24 protein-coding genes and 5 pseudogenes are annotated in these 24,625 nt (G+C 58.3%); 15 read left to right on the plus strand and 14 right to left on the minus strand.

The window, feature by feature from the left end:
- Positions 1 to 364: 364 nt before the first annotated feature.
- Positions 365 to 1,420, plus strand: coding sequence for an alpha/beta hydrolase family protein (locus AAE027_RS32380; protein WP_370989972.1), 1,056 nt, complete (start codon positions 365 to 367; stop codon positions 1,418 to 1,420).
- A gap of 449 nt (positions 1,421 to 1,869) precedes the next feature.
- On the opposite strand, the gene AAE027_RS32385 is transcribed toward AAE027_RS32380, so the two are convergent.
- Complete coding sequence (locus AAE027_RS32385) at positions 1,870 to 2,352, minus strand: MarR family winged helix-turn-helix transcriptional regulator (protein WP_370989971.1); 483 nt, start codon at positions 2,350 to 2,352, stop codon at positions 1,870 to 1,872.
- A 487-nt stretch (positions 2,353 to 2,839) separates the two neighbouring features.
- On the opposite strand from AAE027_RS32385, the gene AAE027_RS32390 reads away from it, so the two are divergent.
- Positions 2,840 to 4,375: a porin gene (locus AAE027_RS32390; protein WP_370989970.1), complete on the plus strand. Its 1,536-nt coding sequence runs from the start codon at positions 2,840 to 2,842 to the stop codon at positions 4,373 to 4,375.
- A 558-nt stretch (positions 4,376 to 4,933) separates the two neighbouring features.
- On the opposite strand, the gene AAE027_RS32395 is transcribed toward AAE027_RS32390, so the two are convergent.
- Complete coding sequence (locus AAE027_RS32395; protein ID WP_370989969.1) at positions 4,934 to 5,023, minus strand: IS3 family transposase; 90 nt, start codon at positions 5,021 to 5,023, stop codon at positions 4,934 to 4,936.
- A gap of 322 nt (positions 5,024 to 5,345) precedes the next feature.
- Between AAE027_RS32395 and istA the strand changes: the two genes are divergently transcribed.
- Both istA and istB read left to right on the plus strand, forming a co-directional pair.
- Positions 5,346 to 6,650: an IS21 family transposase gene (gene istA / locus AAE027_RS32400; protein WP_370989968.1), complete on the plus strand. Its 1,305-nt coding sequence runs from the start codon at positions 5,346 to 5,348 to the stop codon at positions 6,648 to 6,650.
- Positions 6,650 to 7,510, plus strand: a complete 861-nt coding sequence (gene istB / locus AAE027_RS32405; RefSeq protein WP_370989967.1) for an IS21-like element helper ATPase IstB — start codon at positions 6,650 to 6,652, stop codon at positions 7,508 to 7,510. The genes istA and istB overlap by 1 nt, the downstream gene beginning before the upstream one ends.
- A 363-nt stretch (positions 7,511 to 7,873) precedes the next feature.
- Here istB and AAE027_RS32410 read toward each other — a convergent pair.
- The 6 genes and pseudogenes from AAE027_RS32410 to AAE027_RS32435 all read right to left on the minus strand — a co-directional run.
- Positions 7,874 to 8,266: pseudogene (locus AAE027_RS32410) on the minus strand (ISNCY family transposase); the annotation flags it as partial.
- A 22-nt stretch (positions 8,267 to 8,288) separates the two neighbouring features.
- On the minus strand, positions 8,289 to 8,540 hold the full coding sequence (locus AAE027_RS32415; protein ID WP_370989966.1) for a hypothetical protein: 252 nt from the start codon (positions 8,538 to 8,540) through the stop codon (positions 8,289 to 8,291).
- Positions 8,537 to 10,186, minus strand: a complete 1,650-nt coding sequence (tnpC, locus tag AAE027_RS32420; protein WP_370989965.1) for an IS66 family transposase — start codon at positions 10,184 to 10,186, stop codon at positions 8,537 to 8,539. The genes AAE027_RS32415 and tnpC overlap by 4 nt, the downstream gene beginning before the upstream one ends.
- 69 nt (positions 10,187 to 10,255) lie before the next feature.
- Positions 10,256 to 10,603, minus strand: a complete 348-nt coding sequence (gene tnpB, locus AAE027_RS32425; protein WP_370989964.1) for an IS66 family insertion sequence element accessory protein TnpB — start codon at positions 10,601 to 10,603, stop codon at positions 10,256 to 10,258.
- Positions 10,600 to 11,025 carry an IS66-like element accessory protein TnpA gene (gene tnpA, locus AAE027_RS32430; RefSeq protein WP_370989963.1) on the minus strand — a complete coding sequence of 142 codons (426 nt, stop codon included), beginning with the start codon at positions 11,023 to 11,025 and terminating at the stop codon, positions 10,600 to 10,602. The genes tnpB and tnpA overlap by 4 nt, the downstream gene beginning before the upstream one ends.
- A gap of 56 nt (positions 11,026 to 11,081) precedes the next feature.
- A pseudogene (locus AAE027_RS32435) lies at positions 11,082 to 11,706 on the minus strand (ISNCY family transposase); the annotation flags it as partial.
- A 156-nt stretch (positions 11,707 to 11,862) separates the two neighbouring features.
- Between AAE027_RS32435 and AAE027_RS32440 the strand changes: the two are divergent.
- The 3 genes from AAE027_RS32440 (at position 11,863) to AAE027_RS32450 (ending at position 15,171) form a co-directional block, all read left to right on the plus strand.
- Entirely contained in the window at positions 11,863 to 12,006 is a 144-nt protein-coding gene (locus tag AAE027_RS32440) for a hypothetical protein (RefSeq protein ID WP_370989962.1), read from the plus strand.
- A 934-nt stretch (positions 12,007 to 12,940) separates the two neighbouring features.
- Entirely contained in the window at positions 12,941 to 14,206 is a 1,266-nt protein-coding gene (locus AAE027_RS32445; RefSeq protein ID WP_370989961.1) for a diaminobutyrate--2-oxoglutarate transaminase, read from the plus strand.
- A 713-nt stretch (positions 14,207 to 14,919) separates the two neighbouring features.
- A complete protein-coding gene (locus AAE027_RS32450) occupies positions 14,920 to 15,171 on the plus strand; it encodes a hypothetical protein (RefSeq protein WP_370989960.1) in 252 nt (83 codons plus the stop codon).
- Between the two features lie 72 nt (positions 15,172 to 15,243).
- Here the strand turns inward: AAE027_RS32450 and AAE027_RS32455 are convergent.
- Positions 15,244 to 15,610 (minus strand): annotated as a pseudogene (locus AAE027_RS32455) (IS5/IS1182 family transposase); the annotation flags it as partial.
- Between the two features lie 96 nt (positions 15,611 to 15,706).
- Between AAE027_RS32455 and AAE027_RS32460 the strand changes: the two are divergent.
- The 5 genes and pseudogenes from AAE027_RS32460 (at position 15,707) to AAE027_RS32480 (ending at position 17,290) form a co-directional block, all read left to right on the plus strand.
- Positions 15,707 to 15,898 (plus strand): hypothetical protein, encoded by a 192-nt coding sequence (locus AAE027_RS32460; RefSeq protein ID WP_370989959.1) that lies wholly within the window; start codon positions 15,707 to 15,709, stop codon positions 15,896 to 15,898.
- Entirely contained in the window at positions 15,889 to 16,158 is a 270-nt protein-coding gene (locus AAE027_RS32465; protein WP_370989958.1) for a hypothetical protein, read from the plus strand. Before AAE027_RS32460 ends, AAE027_RS32465 begins: the two co-directional genes overlap by 10 nt.
- 29 nt (positions 16,159 to 16,187) lie before the next feature.
- Entirely contained in the window at positions 16,188 to 16,385 is a 198-nt protein-coding gene (locus tag AAE027_RS32470; protein WP_370989956.1) for a hypothetical protein, read from the plus strand.
- Positions 16,342 to 17,080 (plus strand): annotated as a pseudogene (locus AAE027_RS32475) (IS66 family transposase); the annotation flags it as partial. The gene AAE027_RS32470 and the pseudogene AAE027_RS32475, both read left to right, overlap by 44 nt.
- Before the next feature lie 63 nt (positions 17,081 to 17,143).
- The gene (locus AAE027_RS32480; protein WP_370990008.1) at positions 17,144 to 17,290 is read left to right on the plus strand and encodes a transposase domain-containing protein; all 147 of its coding nucleotides are present in this window, start codon (positions 17,144 to 17,146) and stop codon (positions 17,288 to 17,290) included.
- A 64-nt stretch (positions 17,291 to 17,354) separates the two neighbouring features.
- Here the strand turns inward: AAE027_RS32480 and AAE027_RS32485 are convergent, their stop codons facing one another.
- Positions 17,355 to 17,648 (minus strand): transposase, encoded by a 294-nt coding sequence (locus tag AAE027_RS32485; RefSeq protein ID WP_479714256.1) that lies wholly within the window; start codon positions 17,646 to 17,648, stop codon positions 17,355 to 17,357.
- Between the two features lie 653 nt (positions 17,649 to 18,301).
- Here AAE027_RS32485 and AAE027_RS32490 point away from each other — a divergent pair.
- Positions 18,302 to 19,231 carry a TauD/TfdA dioxygenase family protein gene (locus tag AAE027_RS32490; protein ID WP_370989955.1) on the plus strand — a complete coding sequence of 310 codons (930 nt, stop codon included), beginning with the start codon at positions 18,302 to 18,304 and terminating at the stop codon, positions 19,229 to 19,231.
- Positions 19,232 to 20,198: 967 nt separating this feature from the next.
- Here the strand turns inward: AAE027_RS32490 and AAE027_RS32495 are convergent.
- A pseudogene (locus tag AAE027_RS32495) lies at positions 20,199 to 20,353 on the minus strand (IS110 family transposase); the annotation flags it as partial.
- A 195-nt stretch (positions 20,354 to 20,548) separates the two neighbouring features.
- On the opposite strand from AAE027_RS32495, the gene AAE027_RS32500 reads away from it, so the two are divergent.
- Positions 20,549 to 20,869, plus strand: coding sequence for a hypothetical protein (locus tag AAE027_RS32500; RefSeq protein ID WP_370989953.1), 321 nt, complete (start codon positions 20,549 to 20,551; stop codon positions 20,867 to 20,869).
- A gap of 240 nt (positions 20,870 to 21,109) precedes the next feature.
- Here the strand turns inward: AAE027_RS32500 and AAE027_RS32505 are convergent, their stop codons facing one another.
- The gene (locus tag AAE027_RS32505) at positions 21,110 to 21,910 is read right to left on the minus strand and encodes an SDR family NAD(P)-dependent oxidoreductase (protein WP_370989952.1); all 801 of its coding nucleotides are present in this window, start codon (positions 21,908 to 21,910) and stop codon (positions 21,110 to 21,112) included.
- A 1,395-nt stretch (positions 21,911 to 23,305) separates the two neighbouring features.
- Positions 23,306 to 23,428, minus strand: coding sequence for a hypothetical protein (locus AAE027_RS32510; protein WP_370989951.1), 123 nt, complete (start codon positions 23,426 to 23,428; stop codon positions 23,306 to 23,308).
- Between the two features lie 314 nt (positions 23,429 to 23,742).
- Here AAE027_RS32510 and AAE027_RS32515 point away from each other — a divergent pair, with 314 nt between their 5' ends.
- Positions 23,743 to 23,970 carry a hypothetical protein gene (locus tag AAE027_RS32515; protein ID WP_370989950.1) on the plus strand — a complete coding sequence of 76 codons (228 nt, stop codon included), beginning with the start codon at positions 23,743 to 23,745 and terminating at the stop codon, positions 23,968 to 23,970.
- 302 nt (positions 23,971 to 24,272) lie between these two features.
- Here AAE027_RS32515 and AAE027_RS32520 read toward each other — a convergent pair whose 3' ends face one another.
- Complete coding sequence (locus AAE027_RS32520; RefSeq protein ID WP_370989949.1) at positions 24,273 to 24,614, minus strand: hypothetical protein; 342 nt, start codon at positions 24,612 to 24,614, stop codon at positions 24,273 to 24,275.
- Positions 24,615 to 24,625: the final 11 nt, after the last annotated feature.

Below are 24,625 nucleotides of genomic sequence, written 5' to 3' on the forward strand. Positions count from 1 at the left end.
CCTGAGGACGCGCGACGCCCGCCGGAACACACTAAACTCGGCTTCCAAGGCACTCGCGCTTGTGGGCATCGGGCGGGATCTGCGGGGGACCACACGGACGCTCACATCGCCTCTCGTTCGTTTTCTCTTGAACAGCCGATGGTCGATGCGCATAAGAAAATCGTGCAATCGGCTTCGAGCGCAGAATTTCGGAGGTGCAAGCCCTTCCATTGGGAAATTTCGGCGACCGATTCCTGATAACAGGAGACGAAAACGAGCCAACCCCTGAGGAGCAACCATTTAACGATAGGTTGATCTCCACACGAGCAGACAAACGACCGCATGCTGACCGAAGGGGTAGGGATCTGCACCGAGGGGAAAATCGATGGAGTTTGGTGCTTGGCCTCATGTGAGGGGCGATCTTGCGTCCGCACGGCAGGGCGCTTCGGCGTTCTTGGACAGACTATCGGCAGAGGAGGACCGCGCAGAAACGGATCGGCAGAACTGGGTCGCAACATGGACAAAGACTGGAGATGCTTATTGCCGTCTTGCTGACCTCAAAATAAACAAAAGAGCCTTCGACGAAGCCACGGAGGCTTGGCTTTGCGCGCTAACTGCCTTCGAAGTTGCCAGGAGGCTAGTTGCTGACAATGATCCACGAAGTGCAAACGTTTCAGCCAAAGTCGAAACTGGCTTTCAGAGAATCGGATCCGCCCTCGGTCATAAGGTGGAGAGCGTACAGATTGCGTGCTGCGATCGGGACGAACTTTTAGCCTACTACTTGCCTGCTAGTACTCCCAACTCACCCGCCCCTGCAGTCATTTGTATCAGCAGCGAAGAAGAAACAGGGGCGATGCTGCTCGGCAGGCTCTTACCTGTGGTGATTGGTCGGCGCATGTCCGTCCTTGTTATCTCTTACGAGGACCTCGAAAATCACTCGCGCGGCCAATCGAAAGTGTTGTTGTCTAGTTGTTTCGATTATTTGTCAGGTCGGCCTGACGTCGATAGCACTCGCATCGCCGTTTACGGAGACGGTTTATCGGCTGTTTTAGCCACTGATTTCGCCAGGTATGATCGCCGCATTGCTGCGGCGGTTTGTGATGGTGGCATTTGGAATTGGACGCGGTCTCTGAGGTCCATTGGCTGGATAACGAGCACCGCAGATGGCGCGGATAAGGACCTGACGCCAGCGTATCGCTCACGATTGGCGCGACAATTGAACTGTCCAATACTCGTCGTAGCCTGCGGACGGGGCATTGTCGGCGTATCAGAGGCCATCAATCTACAAGCTGACTGTACGGCGGCGCGGATCGATTTGGAGTTGGCCATGCCGCAGATCATGCGGGGATTCCCAGACGGAAATGTTGAGAATTTCGTGACCTCAGACGACTGCATCTTCAGATGGTTGGAGCAAAAGCTCGCACAAGATCCCGCTCCATAGCGGATCACCGCTAGGAATCCGGAAAGAATAGAGCTTGCCGCCGAGTTCAATGGCTCGTGCTTCACGTTTGATGATTTGATCCAGCTTGGGGATGCAGATTGCCTCCTTCTTCGACTGTTGTGGCGACATTCCCTCCGCTGCGATGACGGCATTTCATCCAGCGGTCACAAAAAATCGATTCCGCTCGACAATCTGGAGCTCTTCACAGACAGCTTACTATTACGACCACTGCGACGGGATAACAAGGTAGGCCTGATGCCGCTGGAGCCGCCGCTCCGGTCGTGTCCACCACGGCGTCACTCGCCAGTATCGTCCCGTCGCCAGTATCTTTCGGAGGCTTGCGAGTGGCCCAAGTGCTCGACGTGCGCCGGATGTTGTTTACAGACAGGTCCATCCTTATTCAGGTGAAATCGAGGTGGCGAGGCTGAGCCAGCACTAGCCCATTCACGCTACAATACTCCTATGCTCAGTTTTTGCGATGCCAATCGGCTATTTTTTGCGATCGCGGCTAGCCGCTTATTGAGGTAGTCAAGAGATGCCTCATCTAGCCCATCCAACAATGTGGAGTTGAGAGCTTCTCTCTTGATCGACAGCTTCGAGATTTCCGCACGCGCCTTTTGAGTGAGAGACATTTGGACGAATCTTGCATCATCGGGCGATGGTTCGCGCGCCAGAAAATTCACTGTTTCCAGCTTCTTCGTTTGGTTAGTAACAAACGCCGGATGGATGCGCAGTTTATTTGCAACCGCGATCCCAGAGACACCGCGACCGTCATCGAGTTCGTCAACGGCCATTAGGATCAACCACTGTGGCTCGGTTAATCCCAATATCTGCGCCCAGCTCTTGTGTATTTCCTCAAGTTGGGAATGGATCTCGACAATGTTCCAGATGAAGTCCCTAACCGCTCTATCGATTCTTTGTTTTTCAGCCATCTTGGTCATTCCGCCAATACCGGTGGGCTCCGATAGCCCGCTCGGTTAGGCTAGCCCAGCATGGAGAGGTATCCGTGTTGCGCCGATGGGGAAAGGCTCTCGCGTCATGTGGGCCACCGAAAAAAACAATTGACAAATACAATTAAGTTTAGTTAGTATCGACGGGCAGATCGCTGGAAAGGCTCTTCAGCGATCATGTAGGAATCTCCAAGGAAAACCCCCAGGATGCCCCCTGGGGGTTTTTTTGGTTGCCGAATGATCGCGTGCGGCCCGTTGTCTGAGAACGTTGCAAGATTGCAACGTTTGTGGCCGAACAATCGGCTGTTGAAATTAATTAATTGCAACAATTGATTTGGCGAATTAGATGTCCCATGGACGGAGAGGGGGCGCCTCGACGTCGTCCGTCAAGCACCCGTCCACCCGGCGAGGCTAGCAGCGGCGGATCTTTGAAGGACGGAAACGACGTTTCCAGCTTGGAGGTTCAGCAATGAAGTTGATGAAGAGTTTTATCCTGGGTTCCGCCGCGATGCTCGGTGGCGCTGGGGCGCAGGCTGCCGATCTTCCCGTAAAGGCCAAGGCAGTCGAATATGTGAAAATCTGCTCTCTGTATGGTGCCGGCTTCTACTACGTCCCGGGCTCCGACACTTGCATCAAGCTCGGCGGCTTCGTGCGCGCTACAACCGTGCTAGGCACGAACAGCGTCTGGGGCGCCGCCGCCAGCGGCGTCGGTGGCGCGCACAACCGCCTCAGCAACTACTACACGGGTCAGTCTCGTTTCGACTTCAACGTCGATACGCGCACCGCGACCGAGTATGGTGTCCTTCGCACATACGCTGAGTTGGCGTTCACCTGGACTGCGGGCGGCTATTCCGGTGCCGGCACCTCGGCGATTAACGGCGCAACTGCCTATAGTGGAAGCAATCCCGCCGGGAGCGGCAGCGGAATGATTTCTGGTGGCTCGCTCTCTGTCTACTACGCTTTCATGCAGTTTGCCGGGTTCACCTTCGGTAGAGCGCAGTCGCAGTTCTCCTCCCCCTGGACCAACTATCCTGGGAACGCCTTCGACGGCATGCCCGGCGGCGGCGGGTGGGAGGCTGTTAACCAGTTCGCGTATACCGCTGACTTCGGTCAAGGCATCACGGCCTCCTTCTCGGCCGAGGACCAGGTTATCCGCAATACTACTAACATCTGGAACGTGAGCGGTGCGACGGCTGCAGGTCTTGCCACTGGCGCATACGGTGTCAACAATATCGGCGGTTCGCGGTCTCCCGATCTCGTAGCCATGCTGCGTGCCGACCAGGCTTGGGGCCTTTTCCAGGCATCGGTCGCCGCGCATGACAACCACGCTGGTTATTATGGTGCCGATGAAGCGACGGGGCATCCAAAAGACAAGTGGGGCTGGGCCGGTCAGCTTGCACTATCAATCAAAAATGTCCCGACCGGCGCCGGTGACACGATAAACGTCCAGGGTGTCTACACGAACGGTGCAAGCGTTTACAACTTCCAGCAATATACGCCGTTCACTTACGCGATATATAGCGGTACGGGATTGGCGGGAGCTTATCAGAGCGTCGGCCTCGCTGGTGTCTCCGACTCGGTGTTCGTTGCCGGCTCGGACCAGCAATTGACCACGACATACGGTTTCAACGGCGCCTACACTCACAACTGGAATCCATATTGGAACACGGCCATCTTCGGTGGGTGGGGCGCTGTGCGTTACAACGACACGGCCAAGGGGTACATCTGCGGCGCATTCGTCGCAACTCTTGCGCTGTCGAGCGGCGTGGCTGGTTGCAACCCCGACTTTAACTACTCTGTTGTTGGCTTGATCACGCGCTGGAACCCCGTCAAGAATCTAACCTTCTCGACCGAGGTCGCTTACACGATGCTCGACCAGAAGTATGCGACCGGAAGCACAGTGACCTTGCCGCTGCAGTCCGGCATCGCTAAGCCGGCCGGTGTGTATGAACTGAAGGACCAGCATAGCCTCCAGTTGTTGCTCCGCGCTCAACGCAACTGGTGAGACTCTGACGAATTAGCGAGAGGAGAAAAGAAGCGGCTCCATAGGTCTAACTTAACCTCCGAGAAGGCCTCCGGCATGCCCACCGGAGGCCTTTGGCTTAGATGCAGCTGTGGCAAAGCATCGAAAGCCATGTCCGATGGCTTACAGCGTGCGTGTTGAAAGCCAATTCTCGTCAGACTACGCTGCCTTGTGCTGCTTTCGCTCAGCAAAGCGTCAAATCCGAGCTTGAGATGTCGAGTATTGATGCTCGCCGCCGAGTTTCGTTTGGGAGATTGCCGTGCTAGCCATTGCGATCGCGATCAACTGCGAGTTCTTCGAAACGGACCATTGGAGCGGACTGCTCAAACGGGTCGTTAGTTGGAAGCTGACCGCCCCTGATTACTTTCTATAACGGTGCCAGAGACTCTGGTTGGTGCTGTGGGATGTGGTCATCGCGTCAGCGTTGTCCATCATGACAGATGCGTGATATCGGCCGCCCACACCTAGTTCGGCCGGTCAAATATCACGTAACAGATAACGAAAGATCGTGTGCCCCGACGCCGACTTCGTCGTGTTTGCTCACAGCGCCGCGATGCCCATCTTGCGCATCAACCGCTTCATGCGCTTGCGATTGACCTGAAGTCCCTCAGCCTTCAGCATTGCGTTCATTCGCCGCCAGCCCAGGTGGCCAGCCGGTGAACAGCTCCTCGATTCGACACATCAGGGCAAGGTTTGATGCGCGCGCTTTTGGTAGAGATCGGCTATGGTGTAGTGTGTGTGAGGACCTACCGGGGTGCTTGCGCGGAGGAACAGTGCAGCGCGCGTCCCACCGGGCCAGCCGCGGCGCGGATAGTGTCTGAGAATACGTATGGTCGGGGAGGAAGGATCAGATCTGATCTGGTCGTGCGGTGGTTTGTCGCGCGCCATGGAAAACTGCCCCCTCGGCGTCACGAGGAATTGCCCCCTCCTCGGATAGCTGAGGAGAGAGTGAATGAAGCAGGAACGAATCACTGAAGGCTCGCCGTGGAGTGATCCACGGGGGCAGGTGATGAAGACGCCGGATGACGTGGCGGAAATGTTGCGCCTGAGGGCGTGCGGGTGGGGTGTGAAGCGGATTGCGCGGCAGCTGGGCTGCAGCCATCACACGGTGAAGGACTACGTGGCGGCGGGCGGGGTGAAGCCGTTCAAGTCGCCTGAGCGGCCGAAGCGTCTCGACGGCCTTGAGGGTTGGCTGCGCGAGAGGCTCATTCGGCATCGCGGCAATGCCGATGTGGTGCGCCAGGACCTGTTGGCCGAGAAAGGCGTGACCGTCAGCCGGCGAACGCTGCAACGCGCCGTGCAGCCCTATCGCCAGGCGCTGAAGGCGGAGGCGCTGGCGACGACGCGGTTTGAGACGCCGCCGGGCCGGCAGCTGCAGATCGACTTTGGGGAGCGCCTGGTCGAGATCGGAGGGGCGAAAGTCAAGGCATTCGTGTTCGTGGCAACGCTTGGACACTCGCGACGGCTCCATGTGCGTGCGTTCCGGGCCGAGAGGCAGGAGCATTGGTTCGCCGGGCTCGAGAGCACATTCACGACCTTCATCGGTGTGCCGGAGGAAGTGCTGATGGACAATCCTCGGGCGCTTGTCGTGCGCCACGACGCGGTGAGCCGGTCGGTTCAGTTTAACGACAAGCTGATAGCCTTCGCAAAACATTGGGGCTTCCGTCCTCGCGCTTGCGCGCCATATCGGGCGCGCACGAAGGGCAAGACGGAGAACGGCGTCGGCTACGTGAAGAAGAACGCGATCGCCGGTCATTCCTTCCCAAGCTGGGAAGCATTCGAGGCGCATCTCGACAGGTGGGAGCGTGAGGTTGCGAACGTTCGTATCCACGGCACGACCGGCGAGGCGCCGATCATCCGCTTCGCGCGTGACGAGATACATCGGTTGAAGCCGCTCGGCGGGCAACCGTCGTTCGGATCCTTGCGTGAACTCACCCGTGTCGTCGGCAATGATTGCGCCGTCGAGATCGACACGAACAGCTACTCGGTGCCGTGGCGCCTTATCGGCGAGCGCGTGGCGGTGACGATCGCGGCCGGCGAAGTGCGGATCCGCCATGGATTGCACCAGGTTGCGGTCCACAAGCAATCGGAGGGGCGCCGGCTGCGGATCGTCGACTCCGCTCATCTCGATGGTGTTGCTGGTTGCAATGGCGCGGTCCGCCGAGCGGAGATCGCGGCGGTGCTGGCGCCGTCTCCACCGCCGTCGTTGTTACGCCCTCTTGCCGAATACGAAGCCGTGGTCGGAGGAAGCTTCTGATGGCGCGGGCAAAGAAGATAATGGAAGCAACGGCCGATCCGCTCGATGCCATGCTGGCGCGATTGCAGCTCTCTGGCATCCGCGATCAGCTCGACAGCCTGCTCGACGAGGCGGCGCGCGCGAACCTGTCGGCGCGTGAGACGCTGATCCTGCTGTGCGAGCGCGAGATCGCTCGCAAGGATCATCGCCGCATCGAGATGGCGCTGAAGCTCGCACACTTCCCTGCCGTGAAGGAACTGGCGGGCTTCGACTTCGAGGCGCAGCCGTCGATCGATCCAAAGCAGATCCGTGACCTGGCCGCGTCACGTTGGATCGCCAACGGCGAGAACGTGCTGCTGCTCGGACCGCCGGGCGTCGGTAAGACGCATCTGTCGATCGCGCTCGGGCGAGAGGCGATCCTGGCCGGGTACACGGTGCAGTTCACCACCGCGACGACGCTGGTCGCGGGCCTTGCCAAGGCGCATGGCGAACGGCGTCTGGACGAGAAACTTCTCGCGCTCTCGAAGCCAAAGCTACTGATGGTCGACGAGCTCGGCTACCTGCCGCTGGAACCTGACGCGGCACATCTGTTCTTCCAACTGGTCAGCCGGCGCTACGAAACTGGCGCCATGCTGATCACCTCGAACCGCAGTGTTGCCGAATGGGGCACCGTGTTCGCCGATCCCGTGGTCGCCACCGCGATCCTCGACCGGCTCTTGCACCACAGCCACGTGCTGACGATCCGCGGCGACAGTTACCGGCTCCGCGCCAAGCGCAAGAGCGGCCTCATCCAGCCGCCGCCCGCCGGTGACGGCCCTCCGGTCGGCTCCGCCTCCCTCCGGCCCGTCACCGTCGGAAACAACCTTCAACCGAGATCATAACCCAGATGGTGGGGGCAGTTCTTCATGACGCAAAGGGGGCAGTTCCGGATGGCGTTTGACAGGTGGTTGACCGGAGCGTCCTGTTCAATGGATGGAGCAAGCGTCAATGCGATGATTCCGAGGGCCGAAGGCCGTAGTTCGCGATCAAATGGAGGATCGCATAGTCGCGCCAACCAAGCCGGTTCGATCGGTCCATGGAGCGCAGCAGCCGCTGGACGCGGCCATGCCAGGGTTCGAGGCGGCAGTTCACCTCGGTAGGCCCACGGAACGTCAATTACGTCGAGCCGCTGCAGGACCTCGCCCTGGTCGAAGCAAAACCGTAGAAAAGCACAAAGTGAGCGACGACGTGCTGGAGGGGCATCGGGGTGTTCTTACTTCGGTAACCAGCGGCTGATGCGGGGACACGGGGGCGATGCACGGTTTGTGGACACGCGCTTCGTCGCGTTCCTTAGTATCAATTTGGATGACAGTTGGAACAAGCGGGCCGAAGGATAAAGCCCAGCCAGGAGAGTGGCCGCTTCGGGCCCCTCGGACCGAGGGTAGCCGACCATTTGTCGGACAACCACTCGTTCTTCTGCTCGACAAAGGCCTGGTCGTTGCGATAGGGCGCGACAGCGCGTGAAGACGATTCCAGCCTGTTCGCTATACAACTTCAAGGTCTCCATCATGAACACAGAGTCGTTATCGGTATAGGTGCGCAAACGGTAGCCATCTACGAAGTTCGGTCGGAACCGTGCTCAACAACGTACGCATCCGGCGTAGGCCGCAGGCTGATTGATCATTCCCGTTGCCAGCGCGTGAGCAGCTTGGGGGTTTCTTTGTAGAATCTGACGAGCTCGATGAGGTTTTCGATGCCAAAGTCGGTGAACGCCTGAACACCATCTTCGCCGACGCCATAGACCCAGATCAGCCCGTCCTCGATCTCCATTTCGATGGCAATGTCGCGCAGCCAGTCTTCGTCTTCACCGAGGTCCTTTGCGACCTGGGTGATGGTGGTGACGTGATGAACCTTGTTGACGTGCGAGGTCATGCCGCTCGAGCAGACAACGCTGATGCCGGCGTCCAATTCCAAGGCAGAAGCTCGTCCAGCCGATGAGCTGGGTGGGCGGCGATGCGGGCAAGGATATCAGTCAACCACGCCTGCGGATCGACGCCGTTCATCTTGGCCGAGACGATCAGGCTGTACATGGCAGCGGCGCGCCGCCCGCCGCGATCAGAGCCGCAGAACAGCCAGGACTTCCGTCCAAGGGCGATGCCTCGCAAGCCTCTTTCGGCGGCATTGTTCGAGAGACAGACGCGGCCGTCCTCCAGGAAGAGAGTGAAGCTCGCCCAGCGCTTCAGGATGTAATTGAACGCCTTGGCCAGGTCGTGCCCCCGAGACAGCTTGGCAAGCTGCTCCCGCATATAGATCTGAAGGTCCTCGGCCACGGGCCGGCTCAGTGTCTGCCGCACCTGAAGACGCTCCTCGGCACTTTTGCCGTTGATAGACCGTTCGATCTCGAACAGCCCATCGATCCGCCGCACGACCTCGATCGCGATCGGCGATAGCGGGATTTCCTTTTTGCCGGCGGCCTTGCGCCGGGCATTCTCTTCGATGTCGGCCATGGCGAAGAACGGGCGCCGTCCATGCGACCAGCAGGCAGCCTCCCGGATTGGCCCTGGTTGGCGTCCCGCCAGATAGAGCTGGTTGTACCCATCATAGGCGTCGGCCTGCAGGATACCGGCATAGCGGGCCAAATGCGCCTGAGGATGTTCGCCCTTGCGGTCGCGTGAGTAGTAGAACATTGCAGCCGGCGGGCCTGCACCACCAAAGGGTCGGTCGTCCCGGACGTAGATCCAGCACCGTCCCGTGTCGGTCTTTCCCTTGGCCAGCACGGGCACCGTCGTATCATCGGCATGAAGCCGCTCGGCCGCCATGACATGGGCTTCCATCAGACTCAGCAGGGGCTGAAGCGCCGTACAGACTGATCCCACGGCATCGGCCATGGTCGACAGCGCGATCGGCACGCCTTCAAGGGCGTAGCGCTCGGCCTGGCGGTTCAAGGGCTGATGCTGGCCGAACTTCTCGAACATGATCATGGCCAACAGACTTGGGCCGGCCCATCCCCGTGCGACGGCATGGAACGGCGCCGGCGCCTGACTGATCTTCTCGCAGTCGCGGCAGGAGAACTTCTCCCGGACCGTCTCGATCACCTTCCACTGGCGCGGCACCACTTCCAGCGTGCGGGTCACATCGTCGCCGAGCTTGCGCAGGCGATTGCTGCCGCAGCACTCGCATGCCGTAGGCCCATCGATCACTACCCGCTCCCGGGGAAGGTGCTCAGGGAAGGTCTGGCGCTCGGCGCGCTTGCGGGTAAATCCGCGCACCGTCGTCGTCTTCGCCACGGCCCGTTTCGCCGCAAGCTCGTCCTCGGTAGCGTCGGCTTCAAGCTCTTCGAACGTCAGCGCCAACTGTTCGATCAGCCGCGAAGAACGCTCCGACCGTTGCCCATAGATCTGATGCTTCAGCCTGGCGATCTGCAGCTTCTGCTGTGCGATCAGCGCCTCGTCTTCCGACGCTTTCGCGCGGGCGACCGCGAGCTCGGCTGCGATCTCCAAACCCTTCGCGCGCTCGGCTGCCAACGCCTCTTTCAGGGCGGCAATGTCATCCGGAGCAGCGTCGCGATCAGCATTCATGCGACGCAGTGAATCACAGATTGGACGCGGTGGGACTCCCCAAAATGCAAGAAGCTACAGATTCTGCGCTCAGCCCGCGCTCTGCGGCCGCCAGCTCAGCTGCGGATTCCGCCAGTCGATGCCCTCGAGCATATAAGCCATCTGCGCAGCCGAGATCGATACCGCGCCGTCCGACGCCGAAGGCCAGATGAACTTGCCTCGCTCCAGGCGCTTGGCATAGAGCGACATGCCCAACCCATCATGCCAGAGAATCTTGACTAGATCGCCGCTGCGGCCCTGGAAGATGTAGAGATCGCCGGCATGGGGATCGCGCTTCAGGCTCTCCTGAACCGTAAGCGCCAGGCTTCGCATGCCGCGACGCATATCGGTGTGGCCGGTCGCGATCCAGACTCTGACGCCGCTCGGAATCGGAATCATTGTCGTCGCAAGAGCTCAAGAACTCGCTGCAGCGCTTCGCCGTCGACGTCACGGTCAACCCGAACGCGACACCCGGCCCCAAGTTCGATCTCGATGATTCCGACCCTTGCGCGCTGCGCAGGGGCCGAAGACGTCGGTTGCGGTGCGCTGATCGATACCGGTGCCGCCACTGGCGTGATCTCAACCGGAACGAGCGCCGGCGCGCCATCCCCGCTCAGCTTGCCTTCGCGCGCCAACCGACGCCATGTGAACAATTGGCTTGTCGACAGCCCGTTGCGTCGTGCCGTCACCGACACCAGACGTGGCCCGCCATAGCTCTCGGTGACGATCCGCTGCTTTTCTTCCAATGTCCAACGGCGTCGAGCGCCCGTCGAGACGACTTCAAGCAGGGAGACTTTCGGCATAGGCATATGGTCAGTCATACGCCTATGTCTTCATCCTCCATCAAGCCGCGCAAGGCGGTCCTCGCCGGAGCGATACTCAACAACCGCTGTTCACGCACCAGAAGTGGCGCGCCTTCCGTCCAGCTGGTCGCGATGTTCGTAAGAACGAGAAACTGCCCCGCGCCCAAGGGCCGCTGTGTTCAACGAGATCGCCTCGACGAACCCGGGCGCCGAATTTAACCAATCGCTGAAGTATCAATAGGGAATGCTGCGTCGCAGAGCACTTGCTACAGAGCGATGATGCGGCCGATCGCTTTGTTCACGAACGCATCGAAGTGCGCGGTTGATCGTCGCCGCACTCATCGACAATAATTTAGCCCGAATCTCTGACGTAAGGTCGATATGGCAGTACCGCTCAATCGAGTCAATCAAGATCGGCAGAAGGGCCTTCAGACGCTTTGCCGCACACCCGGACTGCAGCCTCCCAAAGCAGTATCAGCGCATTTCCGCGTCTTGGTAGATCCGCGGACGATTGCCGCGACCCGCCGTCTGGCTCTCAGAGTCGCAGCGCAGCAACCGCATCGCATGCTTCCGATGGAACCCGTGATCGCAACGAACTCGTCGAGAATGCGGCCCTTCTCGACACCGCTAGACATTCTGTAGCGCCGCGCCAAAGCAGACTTCAGTTTCCTTGCGCGTCGCCATGCTCAATCGCCTCATCGTTGCCCCTGCGCTGCCCTGCCATCGGGGAACAACCTACTTGAGACAACAAATCTGCATTCAGTGGTATTTCTGACAACGCGGTCGGGCGTTGTACGTGAAGGTCGTGGCTTGGCAGCTCGCTGGGTCGCACTCCCCTATTCGGGATGTGTCCACGTGACCGCCGCCTTCGCTGCATTCTTCAGCGAGAAGGTCGGGCTTTACATCGAGCTCCGCCGCCTCGTTGGCTACGCCTTCAAGCAAGTCGGCACGCTGCGGGCTTTCGTTGCCAATCGAGCGACCCGATTAGCTGCGATTTGATCCTTCTTCAATCATGTCGCATCCCGCCTAGTTCGGAGTCGCTCAACGAGTTCTGACGACCCAAAAACGTGCACACATCGCGGTGAGCCACCACCTCGCCAATGCCGAGGTGGGGGCCATCGTCGCAGCCCTAGATCAAAAGATCAAAAGCCGCCGCGCGGGCGCGACCGGGCCTTCTGCCTTCTTGGCGAGAACCGGCGCCCGCGCCTCCGAAACGACTGGCGTTAACGCGAAGGATCCTCGTTCGAGCGACGGCGACCGCAGGTGCTGTTCAAGGGCAAGGGACGCCGAGATCGCATCGTCCCATTCCTCAGGATGTAGTGCGATCGCTGACAGACCTATTGAGTGATCGCGGCCTCGAGCCATCATGTACCGCAGCCGATCTTCGTCGGACAAGCGCCTGACGCGTTTTGGCGCGAGATACATCGCGCGACGTGCCCCCTCTGAGGCCCGGTCACCAGGCCAAATTTGAAGTGCAACCGCTATCGACCCCATCTTCCTCCATTCCCTCACCATGAAGGGTCTCCGATCAGGCGTCAATCTCCTGACGATCCAGGCCTGGCTTGACCAAGCTTGGGTCGCCACAACCCACCGCTACTCTGCCGCGGAGTCGAGATGATCCATCGGCGGCTTGAGAAGGCGACGTCTCAGGCGACCGCAGCGCGGCGAGCGCTTTTCAAGACGATCGATTTGTCGGAACGGCCATAGAACAAGATGTCACAGGCGTAGGCGGCGTCGACGCGTTTTACAGCCTGCTAGTACTAGTAGGTTCGCTTTTCCAGGTTCTCAGGTAACGAGTGTGCCATTCCCGAAGGCACGATAGAAATGCGCGAAATAAGCGCTCTGTATGTTCACAGCTTACCGAAGGAGAGAGGCGCGTCCTTCATTGTCCCATTTACTGCGCAAACGATACACATGAGGGAAGAAGGGTAACATGCACGCTGTCGAACGTCTAGAATCAAGAGTCTGCTCATACTCACATTCGTTTCCGGCTATTTTCGTTCGAGCGCAGGACTCCATCATGATGACGAAGGGGGGACGAGAGTTCATTGATTTCCTCTCCGGTGCTGGAGCGCTAAACTACGGCCACAACAATCACCAGATTAAAGCAGCGATTACTGAGTATCTAGCCTCGGATGCATTGGTCCACGGTCTTGACATGACCACTCCTGCAAAGATCGAATTTGTGGAGACCTTCAGCTCTGTCATACTTCAGAAACGGGGTCTAAAATACCGGTCCCTGTTCACCGGGCCAACCGGTGCTGATGCTGTCGAGACGGCTTTAAAGTTCTCACGTAAAGTCACTGGTCGTCAAAATGTCATTTCATTCACGCATGGATACCATGGCATGAGCCTAGGAGCGACTGCGACGAGCTGTAATCGTTCTTATCGCACAGCCAGTGGCGCTTCTTTGTCTGGCGCAATTTTCATGCCCTATGATGGTTATTTGGGGCCGGCTGTCGATACGGCTGACTACCTGCGAAAGGTATTGCTGGACGAGAGCACTGGCATCGACTGTCCAGCCGCCATTCTCGTCGAAACGGTGCAGGGAGGAGGGGGTATAAACGTAGCTAGCAAGGAATGGTTGCGATCAGTTCAGGCTATAGCAAGAGATGCTGGTGCCCTTTTCATAGTTGACGATCTCCAAATGGGCTGTGGTCGTACGGGTGAATTCTTTAGCTTCGAGTTCGCAGCGTTGTCGCCAGATATTGTTGTAATGTCGAAATCGCTAAGTGGGTATGGTCTGCCGCTATCTATGTTGTTAATCAAAGAAGGACTCGACATACTGCGGCCACAGAAACACGCCGATACCTTTCAAGGAAACAACCTTGCCCTTGCATCGGCAACCGCAGCTATAAACATTTATTGGCGTTGCCCGACGTTCTCGGAGAGGGTTAAGCGCCTGGGCGAACTTATGCGAAGCCGGCTTGAAGCGCTCGCATGCGAGCTGGGAAATGGCTTTGCTGTTCGAGGACGAGGCATGGCGTTGGGGTTCGATTGCTTATCGAGCGGATTGGCATCCGCTATGACCCACAAGGCTCTTGAAAAGGGGTTGATTATCGAACGATGCGGCCCCGATGATCGGGTCGCAATATTCTTGCCTGCGCTGACGATCGACCTTGAGACACTAAATCATGGACTGCAGATATTTGAGGAATCTTTAGCCGAAACACTGGAATATGAGGAGTCTCTGGCCTAAAGCCCGGATAGGCTGGGTTACAGCCCTAGAGCAGGCTGTTGGAAAAGGGGCTCGCCGCAGACCAGCGACCGTGGTGCTGCGTGCCTGCCTGCTGTCTGGGATGGTACTCGCTGTAGCTCAAGAAATCACGGTAGCAAGTTAATGCTGATACTGCCAAGCCGGTCTTCCTAAAATGTTTCTCACCAAACCAAGTAGTGTCTCGTTCCATTCTTGGTGAGTACAATCAGCTACTGAACCGCCGTGGTTTTGACGCATGAGATGGTGCCGCAATGACAAGTGTAGTGAATCCGTTGCATGTCTCTCGGTTTCTTCGAGTATATGATGACGCAGCCGCTCAAAAGGGAATCAAGATCTCGATAGGATTCGACTTTGATGAGTATGTCTCGGTCACCCGTATAACGCCGACAAAGGAGCGCACATATCCGAATTTCCGACCGGATCGCTCGCCAATCAAATCGGGCGAGGGGTTCTACGTGATAGGCGTCGACAGGAGTAACGAGGTGGTGATCTTATTGGCCGCTCGACTTTATGACCTTTCGCAGAGCAACTTTGCAGAACATCTTGAATCCCTGAGAGCATTTTACGCCGATCCGAGGGTAGATGCACATCCTCAGGATTGCTGTACCTGCATAGCACCAAGCGCGGAGAAGATAACGGGGAAGGTTGCGTACGTCGGGGATCGTTGGCTGCGCAGAGACTTTAGAGGAAAGGGCGTGTCTAAGATCCTGGCAGGGATAGCACGAGGCGTCATTTTCGCCATGTGGACTCCTGATTTTGTATGTGGACTTGCAGCGCGTGAGCTAATTGAAAAGGGCGGTGTTCATGGATATCCGCACTATGATCAAGCCGGATGGTTATTGCGGCTGGTAGAAGAGGGAATTGTCGACGATGATTGGCTTGTTTGGCAAACTGGCGAGGAGTTGAGGAGCCTTTTTGATAGTCACGACAGAAGCGAGCTGATTTGAGTCTCGTGAGTTTACGCCGGTACCACTGGGCGGGTACTTGTGTGCAGTGGCGCAAGTAATTAGCGTTCATCGAAGGCATTCAGCTTCGGACGCGTGAAAGGCATAGAGCTTGTATCCGCGCCGGTGCTGCTCTTGGGAGCGACCGCTCGAACGTGGCCTCAGCCGTGGCCGGTCTGTGATCTTGCGGCGGATGTCACGGATCAGGCGTCCGATCACGTCCGCAAGCTGCGTAATTGCCTCCGATAGCGCTTGAACTGCTCACGTGGGTATACCGTCCTGCCATTATCGCTGCCCGTTTGGCGATGCGCAGATGCGATTGCCGCAGCCGACGCACTGCGCGCGCCAGATGATTGAGGCTCCTGATCGCGGCGTGCACGAGCTTGGCGTCGGTCGGGAGCGTAACGGCCTTGGGATGGGCACTAGTGTCCACCGTCAGCCGCGGCCCGGAATCGGTGGGCTGAGGACCTGTGGCGAATTGAATCAGAGCGGCTGAAGGGTTTGGGAGATTGGCGGCGACTCTGCTGTGATGCCGGCGATGACGACGCCCGTTGCAGAGCTTCCGACGACACTTGCCGAAGCCCGTGCGCTGATCCTCGCCTTGGCGGAAGAGCGGGCGGCGATCGAGGCCGTGAACAGCCGCATGGCCTGCGAGAGTGCGACGCTAATCGCGGCCAAACCGGTCTTCCCGCAGTCAACCAGGCCGCCGACGCGCGGATCATGGAGCTGACCGCGATCGTGAGATATTGGAGCGCACGCTTTATGGCACCTGCTCGGAAACGCTTACGCAGCGACACGCTCAGCGACGAGCAGATCGCCTTCGTATTTGACGAGATCGCCACCCGCGTGGCGGCCATTGAAGCAGAACTGGCCAAGGCAGGCGGCCAGGACAAGCCGAAACGCGCGCCGTGGCCGCGCAAGGAGCTCGGCGCGCATCTGGAGCGTGGAGATCGTCGTCGAGCCCGAAGTGCCCCTTACAGAAGGTCCTGATCGGCCAGCATGTGTCAAGGCGGTTGGACGTGACGCCGGCGAAGTTCCGCGTGATCGTCACGCACCGCCCGAAATACGCGTATCGCAACTGCGATGGAGTGGTTCAGGCGCCAGCATCGCCGGATCTCATCGAGAGCGGCCTTCCGACCGAAGCGCTTCTCGTCCAGATCCCGGTCGCCAAACATGCTGCTGCGGCTCTACCGGCAGGAAGCGATCTACGCGCGTGACGGCGTCGATCTTGACCGATCGTTGATAACGCAATGGATGGGCAAGGTCGGCTTCGAATTGCAGCCGCTGGCGGACTATGTGCTAGATCAAGCAGGGCGAACGGATCTTCGCCGACGAGACGATCCTGCCAACGCTCGCTCCCGGATCCGGCAAGACGCAAAAGGCCTGGCTGTGGGCCTATGCAAGCGACGATCGGCCATTTGGCGGCATCGGTCCACCGATGGTCGCTTCTTGCCTTGAGGACAGTCGCAGCAATGAATGCGTCGGGCGGCATCTGGCCGGCATTAGCGACATTCTGCAAGTCGACGGCTATGCCGCCTACAATCGGCTCGCCAGGTCAGCAGGTGCTAATGTGTGAGGCTGGCAGCGTGCTTTGCCCAAGTTAGGAGACGGTTCTACGAACTTCACGTCAACGAGACCGCGCGCCTGGCAACCCAGACCGTCACCACCATGGCCGGGCTGTGGAGATCGAGGCCGACATCCGGGCCAAGATCCTGAGATGCCGGTGAAAGCGCGCCAGGAAAAGTCCGCCGCGATCGTCGCGGTGCTCTTCGATCGGTGGGACAAGGAGCTGCCGCACCTGTCGGGCAAATCCAAACTCGCCGAGGCGATCTATGCCACATTCGGACACACCGCCCTCGAGCGCTTTCTAAGCGACGGCCCTATCGACTCCAACATCGTCGAGTGGGCAATCCGGCCGCAACCCATCACAAGAAAAAAGGGGCTCTTTGCGGGCAGCCATGACGGCGGCCGGACCTTGGCGACTGTCGCCACGCTTCTGCAAGTCGCGAAGATCAACGATGTCGATCCGCGCGCCTGGCTCACGCAAACTCTCGAACGGGTTGCGCAGGGCTGGCCGATCTCTCAGATCGATGCTCGCATGCCCTGGCACTTCAAAGCCTGAATCGGCCTCAACTTGGCGCTTACTGAAATCCCGCGTCGGCAAGACGTCAGTCTCGTGCGCCCCCTCAAGCTCTCGGGCAGCAAGGGCTGCAGTTTGCTGCCGAGCCACTGCGCCAATGGCTGACGTCGCAGCGCTCGCGTGAGAATCCGTGCTGAAAAAGCTCAAGGCCGATGGGTGCCGGAAATACGGATGTAGACCCAGCGCTCGCACACGACTCGTCGGACAAGCCGCGGATGTGCTTGAGCAATAACAGCCCAATGACGAAACAGCTCTCGATCCCTGGCCGCCTCTTCTCCCTGTGCAGCGGCGCGATCTCGCGATCAATCCTCTCCCAGTCGATCTTGGCGCCCAGTGGCACCAACTCGGCTTCAGATTGATTTCCGGATCCAGCCTAGCGCCGAAATCGACTTCGGCCGCATTGTTCTGGGGGCGGACACCACGTTGACCTACCCTGCGTCGGTCGCAGCAGGTCCGAGAGCACGGCGGAGGTGTTGACCACGGAATCACGACTCTGATTCCAAGCAACCTCGAAGATGAATTTGCAAACTTTCGTGGCTGCAACCCTCGAAGCTTGCGATCTCAAAGTCCCAAGGGTGCCAAAACCGACCCTTACTCAGCGATTCGGGCACTTTGTCACGGACGACTAGTTCCTTGAGTAGGAGAAGGAGCACACCTGACCCGACGCGTTACTCAGTGCCCCTGAGTACGCATATTGGCCGGCAGTTGAAGGGTGTGCGTTAATAACGGGCGTTGCGTTCCTACGGAAATGCCCCGCGGTCTGAACGGACCTGCACTTGTCGTGTACGGGACAATACAGCATGACACTCTGAAGCGCGAGGCTACGCTTCGGCGGTAGGATAGCTCATTTCTTTAGGCAAATGAACGGCTCGAGGTTTTCACAAGTGGTACAGTCCTTGCTGGGGATTACCTCGCTGACACGAGGCCTGCTCACCCGTTCGTGCTGGAGTGTCCCTTTCTCTCGTGAAGAAACCGAAAACAGGAGAGTATACCATGACTGAAACGGCTTTAATCGATAATGTCATTCCGCGTACCGATGTCATCAAACGCACTGCGCGCATCGGGGCCGAAATCAGAAATATCAAGCTCTCGGGCGATTTGCCTGACCAGATGATTTCTACGATCAACGGCTTGCTGCTTGAGCACAAGGTCATCTTCTTCCGCGATCAGGGGCATCTCGACGACGCCGAGCAGGAGCGCTTTGCGCTACGCTTGGGAAAGCTTGTGCCGCTTCCGACACTAGGTGCTACCAAGGGAACGATGTCAATGCTGGATATCGATTCCGCGCGCGGAGGTTTCCGGACTGACAATTGGCACATCGATGTGGCATACGTAGATGCGTATCCCAAGATTTTAGTGCTACGAGGCCTTGTGATCCCGCCAGAGGGCGGTGACACGGTATGGTCAAACACTGCGGCCGCATACCTCGATCTGCCGCCGGCTCTGCAACGGCTAGCCGACGACCTCTGGGCTGTTCACACCAACGCGTTCGACTTCGCCGTAATCGCCCGCCCTAGTGAAGCCGAGAGGAAGCTTTATGAGGAAGCGCTTTCCAAAAAGAGGTTTGAAACCGAGCATCCGGTCGTACGTGTCCATCCCGAGACCGGAGAGCGCACGCTAGTGCTCGGCTGTTATGTGAAACGCTTTGTGGACATCCCGAAATATGACGGCCAAAGGCTGTTCGATTTGTTCGAGTCTCATATCACCGCACCCGAAAACACCGTGCGCTGGAACTGGAAACAGGGCGATGTCGCTATCTGGGACAACCGCGCCACGATGCATTATGCGGCCAAAGATTATGGCGACCAGCATCGCGTCGTTCGTCGCGTGGCCATCAACGGCGAAGTTCCCGTCAGCGTCGACGGCCGGTGCAGTGTAGCGCGTGTCAAGATCACCATGCCGTCATCCGCGAATATCGTGTAAGTATTCGCAATTTTCATAGAGAGCCGGCCGAGACAGCTTCTGCTCTCATGCGCGCGCTGTTTGTAGAATCTCAGATCAGACTGGACCGAGCGGCGAGGCGATTGGCTTGGTGGTCGCGGGGGCCACTCTTCGTCGACCAAGCCATAGCCTAGCGCCCTTGGAATGCTGAAAACCGTTTCCAAGGGGCTGGGCAGCTCATTCTCACGCTCCGAAAGCCTGTGCCGACCGCAAGAATTTCACGAGCAGTGTCTGCCCTTATTGATTAAAGCATGGAGCCCGGAAGGAACTCCACCCCATCGATTAGCTGATAGCATGTGCGAGGGGCACGCCGAGTTCGCTGCAACGGTGAGTGGCGATGCGCATGACCCATCACGCTCAACAACCAGAGAATGCTAGCCTCTCAAAGCAGAGTCGGGACGGAGTTCTTTGAATAGCCTTCGGCCCATCGTGCCTGATGTAGTATCGCGCCGGCGGAGGCCGCCCTGTGTGGTTTTGGCGGTTCGTCTGAGCATTTGACCTTATGTATGGTCCGGCCGTGCGTTGCGAGAAGCGTCGCCGAATTGGCGACGGTGATCTTTCAATGTATCCGGCGTCTGATTGGAGCTTTTGTACTCAGGGCCATCATGGATATCAGCGCGCATGCGTTCCGATTAGTCTAAAGGCGCTCGAACGGGCCATTAAAGTCCATCAGTATTCGCACGCGCTCGGAAAACCGATTCTCCATTTGTCCTGTCTTCTCCCAGGCCTCGGCTGGAGACTGTTGATGCGGCTATGTCATCGTTTGCTCCTCATGTCGTGCAGTTCCTTTGTTCGGACCAAAGGGGCGCTCCTTCGTCGCGGCCCGCAGAACCGCCGCGCGCTGAGGCGGTCAAGGCCGGCCGTCGCACTTGGTTTACGGCTGGCCCGGCGTTGCCAGCCGGCGCCCTTGACAGCGCGGACGGCGCGAGGATCAGCCGGGTCGGACATCTCAATCGTCGATCCTCGTCAGCCCGAAGGCGCGTCCTTTGGCGAGCACCGCCCAGGCCATGCGGGCAAGTTTGTTGGCGAGCGCGATCGCGAGCAGTTGTGGTACAATCGCCTCTTGGCGTCTTCGATCCAGGACCTCTCCCAGTTCTTTAACCTTGCCGCCGCACGGTGAATGCAGGCCAAGATGTTGCACGCTCAACGTCGGCGCCGAGGAACCACGACGACAAGGTTCGCTTGGTTGAAGAGACGTTGCAGGCTTGGGAGTGCGGCATTGCGCGCGATTAGCTCAGAACCTGCTGTTCACCTGCGTTGCGGGCGCGCCAAGGCCGCCTGGGCGGCGAGCGCCAGTTCTTGCTCCTCGAGATCACTTCTGCGCTGCGCTCGGACATCGATCCGCATGCCGGCGATCTATACGCCTTACGAGGCCGCCGCGGCGATCTGGTCAAGATCCTCTGGGAATGGCGGGATCGGGCGTCGCTCTACGCCAAGCCGTGGGAAGTTCATCTGGCCCTCGGCATTCCCGTCTCGTTAAACCTCGGGCGCTCAATTTGCTTCAGTAGCGCAGCCGCATCATACAATATTGCCGGGGTGGACAATTTTAAGCGTGCCGCCCGTGTACGCGAATCGGCTTTCGATATTAGCATAGACCTCGACGGCAATCCGGAGTCTTAGGTCAACAAAGCATGAGAAATCGCTTTTCTGGTGTGCTCTGGCTGCAAAACCAGCTGTCTGCGCCGAAGCCCAGCTAACCGAAACGCATTCAGTTAAGCAAACGATCTTGAAGAGTGTCGTCTCCAGGATATCCAACCTTGGAGACGCCACTGCGCGTCAATGTGCCCAAGCTGAGAGACGCCGGAAGTGCCATAGTTCCAGCTCTAACCACCCCAGTTCATTGCCCTGGAAATGCTTTCCCTATGCACTGGTGGTGAGCCCTCCATCAACGTATAGGATTTGACCGGTGACGAAGCGCGATAAGGATGACGCGAAGAAATACACAGCGTCCGCGACATCCTGAGGTGTAGCCAGCCGCCCAAGGGGAATTTCCGCAGTGGCTCTCTGAAATGTGGTCGCGTTCTCGAGCGTTTTCTCGTTCTTGCGGGTGCGCACTCTGCCTGGAGCGACGCCGTTAACGGTGATCCCGTAAGGCGCCAGCTCGGCTGCATGCTGTTTCAAAAGAACGGCAAGCCCACCTTTTGCAGCGCAGAACGCGCTGTAGCCGCGGTGTCGGAATCCAAAGGATGATCCGACCGAGAGGAGGTGGATCTGGCTGCCGCCCTTTTCGGCCGCAATTTGATGTGCAGCCACCGCCTGAGAAAGAAACATTCCTGGGCGCAACGTCCTTGAGTAAACCCTATCGAAAGCTTCCTCCGTCACCTCAAGCAGCTTCTGCTCCTTATTGAAGCCGACGCAGTTCACTAGGATGTCGATCGAGCTGTAACGCCGGACCAACGAGGTTGAAAGCTCTCTGATTGCCCCGGCGTTAGATGCGTCAAGCTCAAGACCCTCAGCAATAAGTCCTTTTTCGCACAATTCGCCAGCAAGAGCGCGCGCTTGCTCACCATTTGGTCCGGCAATAAGGCTGGTCGCACCGGCAACAGCCAGTGTTTCGGAGATTGCTGCGCCAATCGCTCCGTAGCCACCGACTACTAACGCCACCTGCTCGCGCAGGCTCATGGGGTTGTGGGCCTGCATACCCACATTCTGTATGGTCATTCCGGCCTCATCTGGCGTGTCGCGAAAGCGTGCGTGATCTTGGTTGAGCTATCCCCGAAATCCCGGGCGCGCGTCGGGTGCCTTTCTGCAGAACCGCAAAGCACTATTTGAGGATTGGCTCGGAGGGCCTCACATATCGGGTGCTCTTGTATCATTTCGCCATCCTGCCGACGGTTAGAGGAGCCGTTAGATGACCGTTTGTGCGCAGCCGCAATTGTTCGTGGCCGTGAACTTCACCAAATGCGAGGCCGATCCTGCGTGATTGACGCCGGATACCGCGTCGGCGTTCTTGAGCTTCAGAAAGCGTGTTACTCGCAGTTCCCTTTCGACGTGCCAAATGCTTGAGAGATCGACTTCTGCGGTAGTTCACGAATAGGTTGAGTGTTTGACTGGACCTACGAAGTGCGATTGCTAATGCGATGCTCGCGATCTCAGCTTTGTTCTCGAGGAGTTTCGGGGCTCTTCTTGGGTGAGACATTATAGCCGTGCTCTTTGCACGCGAGGACAGAAGCTCGCGTACTGGGAACGCAGCCGTGATGCAATCGAGCGCACCGATCACCGCGCCGGTTCTAACCAATATCAGTCTCCTCCGCCCCGGCATTTCTAACAATTGGCATTCGTGACGTAAATCTCTTCCCAGGAGTGAATGACAGGGAATCAATCTTCTGCAGCATCAGGACTGCTCGCGAATGCAAGTTGACGTTGTATACTGGATCCGCCAATATGCTTTAATCCGCATGACCTTGATCAATCAATATTTGCCATGTGCGTGTGACCTGGATCAACTACTAATTCTCGTGGTGTTCAGTTCGCTTGAGAAATGAGCCGCGCAAACGATGATTATGCGGGGACGTTCGCAATATCCACACGGCTATGGAGCGCTGTCTAAGCGTGATTGTTCCGTGCTCACGTCGATTGGCGGTAATATTGCAACGGCGGCTAAACCAAGGCAGTTCTCCGCCGCGCGATCATTTCAAGTCTCGCGTTCTGGAGTATCAATTGACGTTGCTCGGTGACTGTCCGCGACCGAACGATCGGAGTAAAAAATCTTCATTGCTCATCGATGAACCTGGCCACGAGCCCAAGCTAGCGGGCCAACTGCAAAGCGTCTCCCTGCCGCGACAGTATGCGCGCCCGCGATTAGCCCCCGCCAACCGACTTGGGAGCCTCGCACGTGCTCGACAGCCAGTTCTATCGGTCCAGTTGCCGATCTTAACGGTGAAAAGCGCGCGAGGTTGGTTTGTGCTAGTCGCGGCAGGATCAAACATAAATCATTGCATACTGTGCGCGCCGTGCCCGAATACATTTTGTTGAGCAAATGGGACACGAAAAATGAACGATGACTGTTTTGACGCTAGCCATGCCCTGCCGAGTAACTGCAGAGCGTACCGTCAGTTAGTTCAAAACCGACTGCTCCAGATCCTTCATCAGAATCCGAGCCGGCGCCTTCTCGAGATCGGCGTCGGATCGATGTTCAGGCAGGAGCGATTCGAGACCGTCGATGACCTCGGCATCCACTTTTGTGAGCCTCGATTTCGAACATGTTTGTGCCGAATGTCGGGACTACTTGGGCTCGCCTCTTATCGGCAATCGAAATATCAGATTCTGCATCCGCGCCAAGCTGTTTGGAGCACGACGCGGTACCTGTGAAAAGCCGTCAGCGGTCGACTCTACCTGACTGGCCTAAACGTTGCTTCACTGATGCTATGAATCCCTCATAAGCCGCTCGCGTGATACTTGTTATTTGATAAGCATCTGATGACGCCAGCTCTCGACTGTTGTCCAGTGCGGCTGCAGCCGCTGGATCTACCCAGCGGTCCCAGAATTCGATCGTGCCGCTGAGCGGCTCGTTGATCGGCTTGCCGATCGGATACCGTAAAAAGGGCATCGCCGGCCACCAGAGCCTCGCCGGTGTCGAGGGGCAGCAGATCATCGAAATCGCCCGGGCTGTCGGCCAGCGGCCGGCGAATCACCGTTTGATCGTCGCCATTGGTCAGTGGCATGGCAATCAAATTGTAGCACTGACTGACCAGAAACGACTTACCTCTGCCGGCCGTTGACTGATCACGACCAGACCGACGCCATATTTTCGGTCCTCCTTGACGATGCACTCAAAGATCGCGATCGCATTGTCCGCAGCGCCGGAGGCGGCATCCTGGAGAATGTAGAGATGGGCCTCATCGCAGAACAGCGGCTCGGGATGGCTGACACCCTGAACGCTACACTGCTGCACATGAAACGCCATGCTCGCGACCATCCCGACAATGAGCGCCAGGCTATCCGAGGGCGACCACCTTCACCCGCCGTGACCACCCTTGGCGGCGCGTCCGCCCAGCAGCAGTGTCAGTGGTTCATCGAGCCACTAATAGCTATCCGCGACGGACGGGGCCCGGAAATAGGAATCTGAGCCGACGTTTGTGCGCTTAGGCGTTGGATTTCGGCTGAGCTCGCCCTGAAAGTCGCCTCGCTTCTCGCTTATGGCGCCTGGGACCATTTCTCTGCTGAGGCGATTGAACTCTGCAGATTCCGTTGCGAACGGGACGGCGCTGTCGATGGTGAAGTTGGTGAGGACATCGCTTTGGCCTGCGCCAGTCGGAAAGCTGGTCTTGGCATCGACGATCGCACGGGACATGACCATGGCCTGATTGGGCGCGTTCTGGTCGGTGCGGTCAACCAACATCGAGACGAGCGCTTCGTAGCTCATTAGCCAACAGG

This window comes from Bradyrhizobium sp. DN3 (assembly GCF_041357655.1).
GTDB lineage: Bacteria > Pseudomonadota > Alphaproteobacteria > Rhizobiales > Xanthobacteraceae > Bradyrhizobium.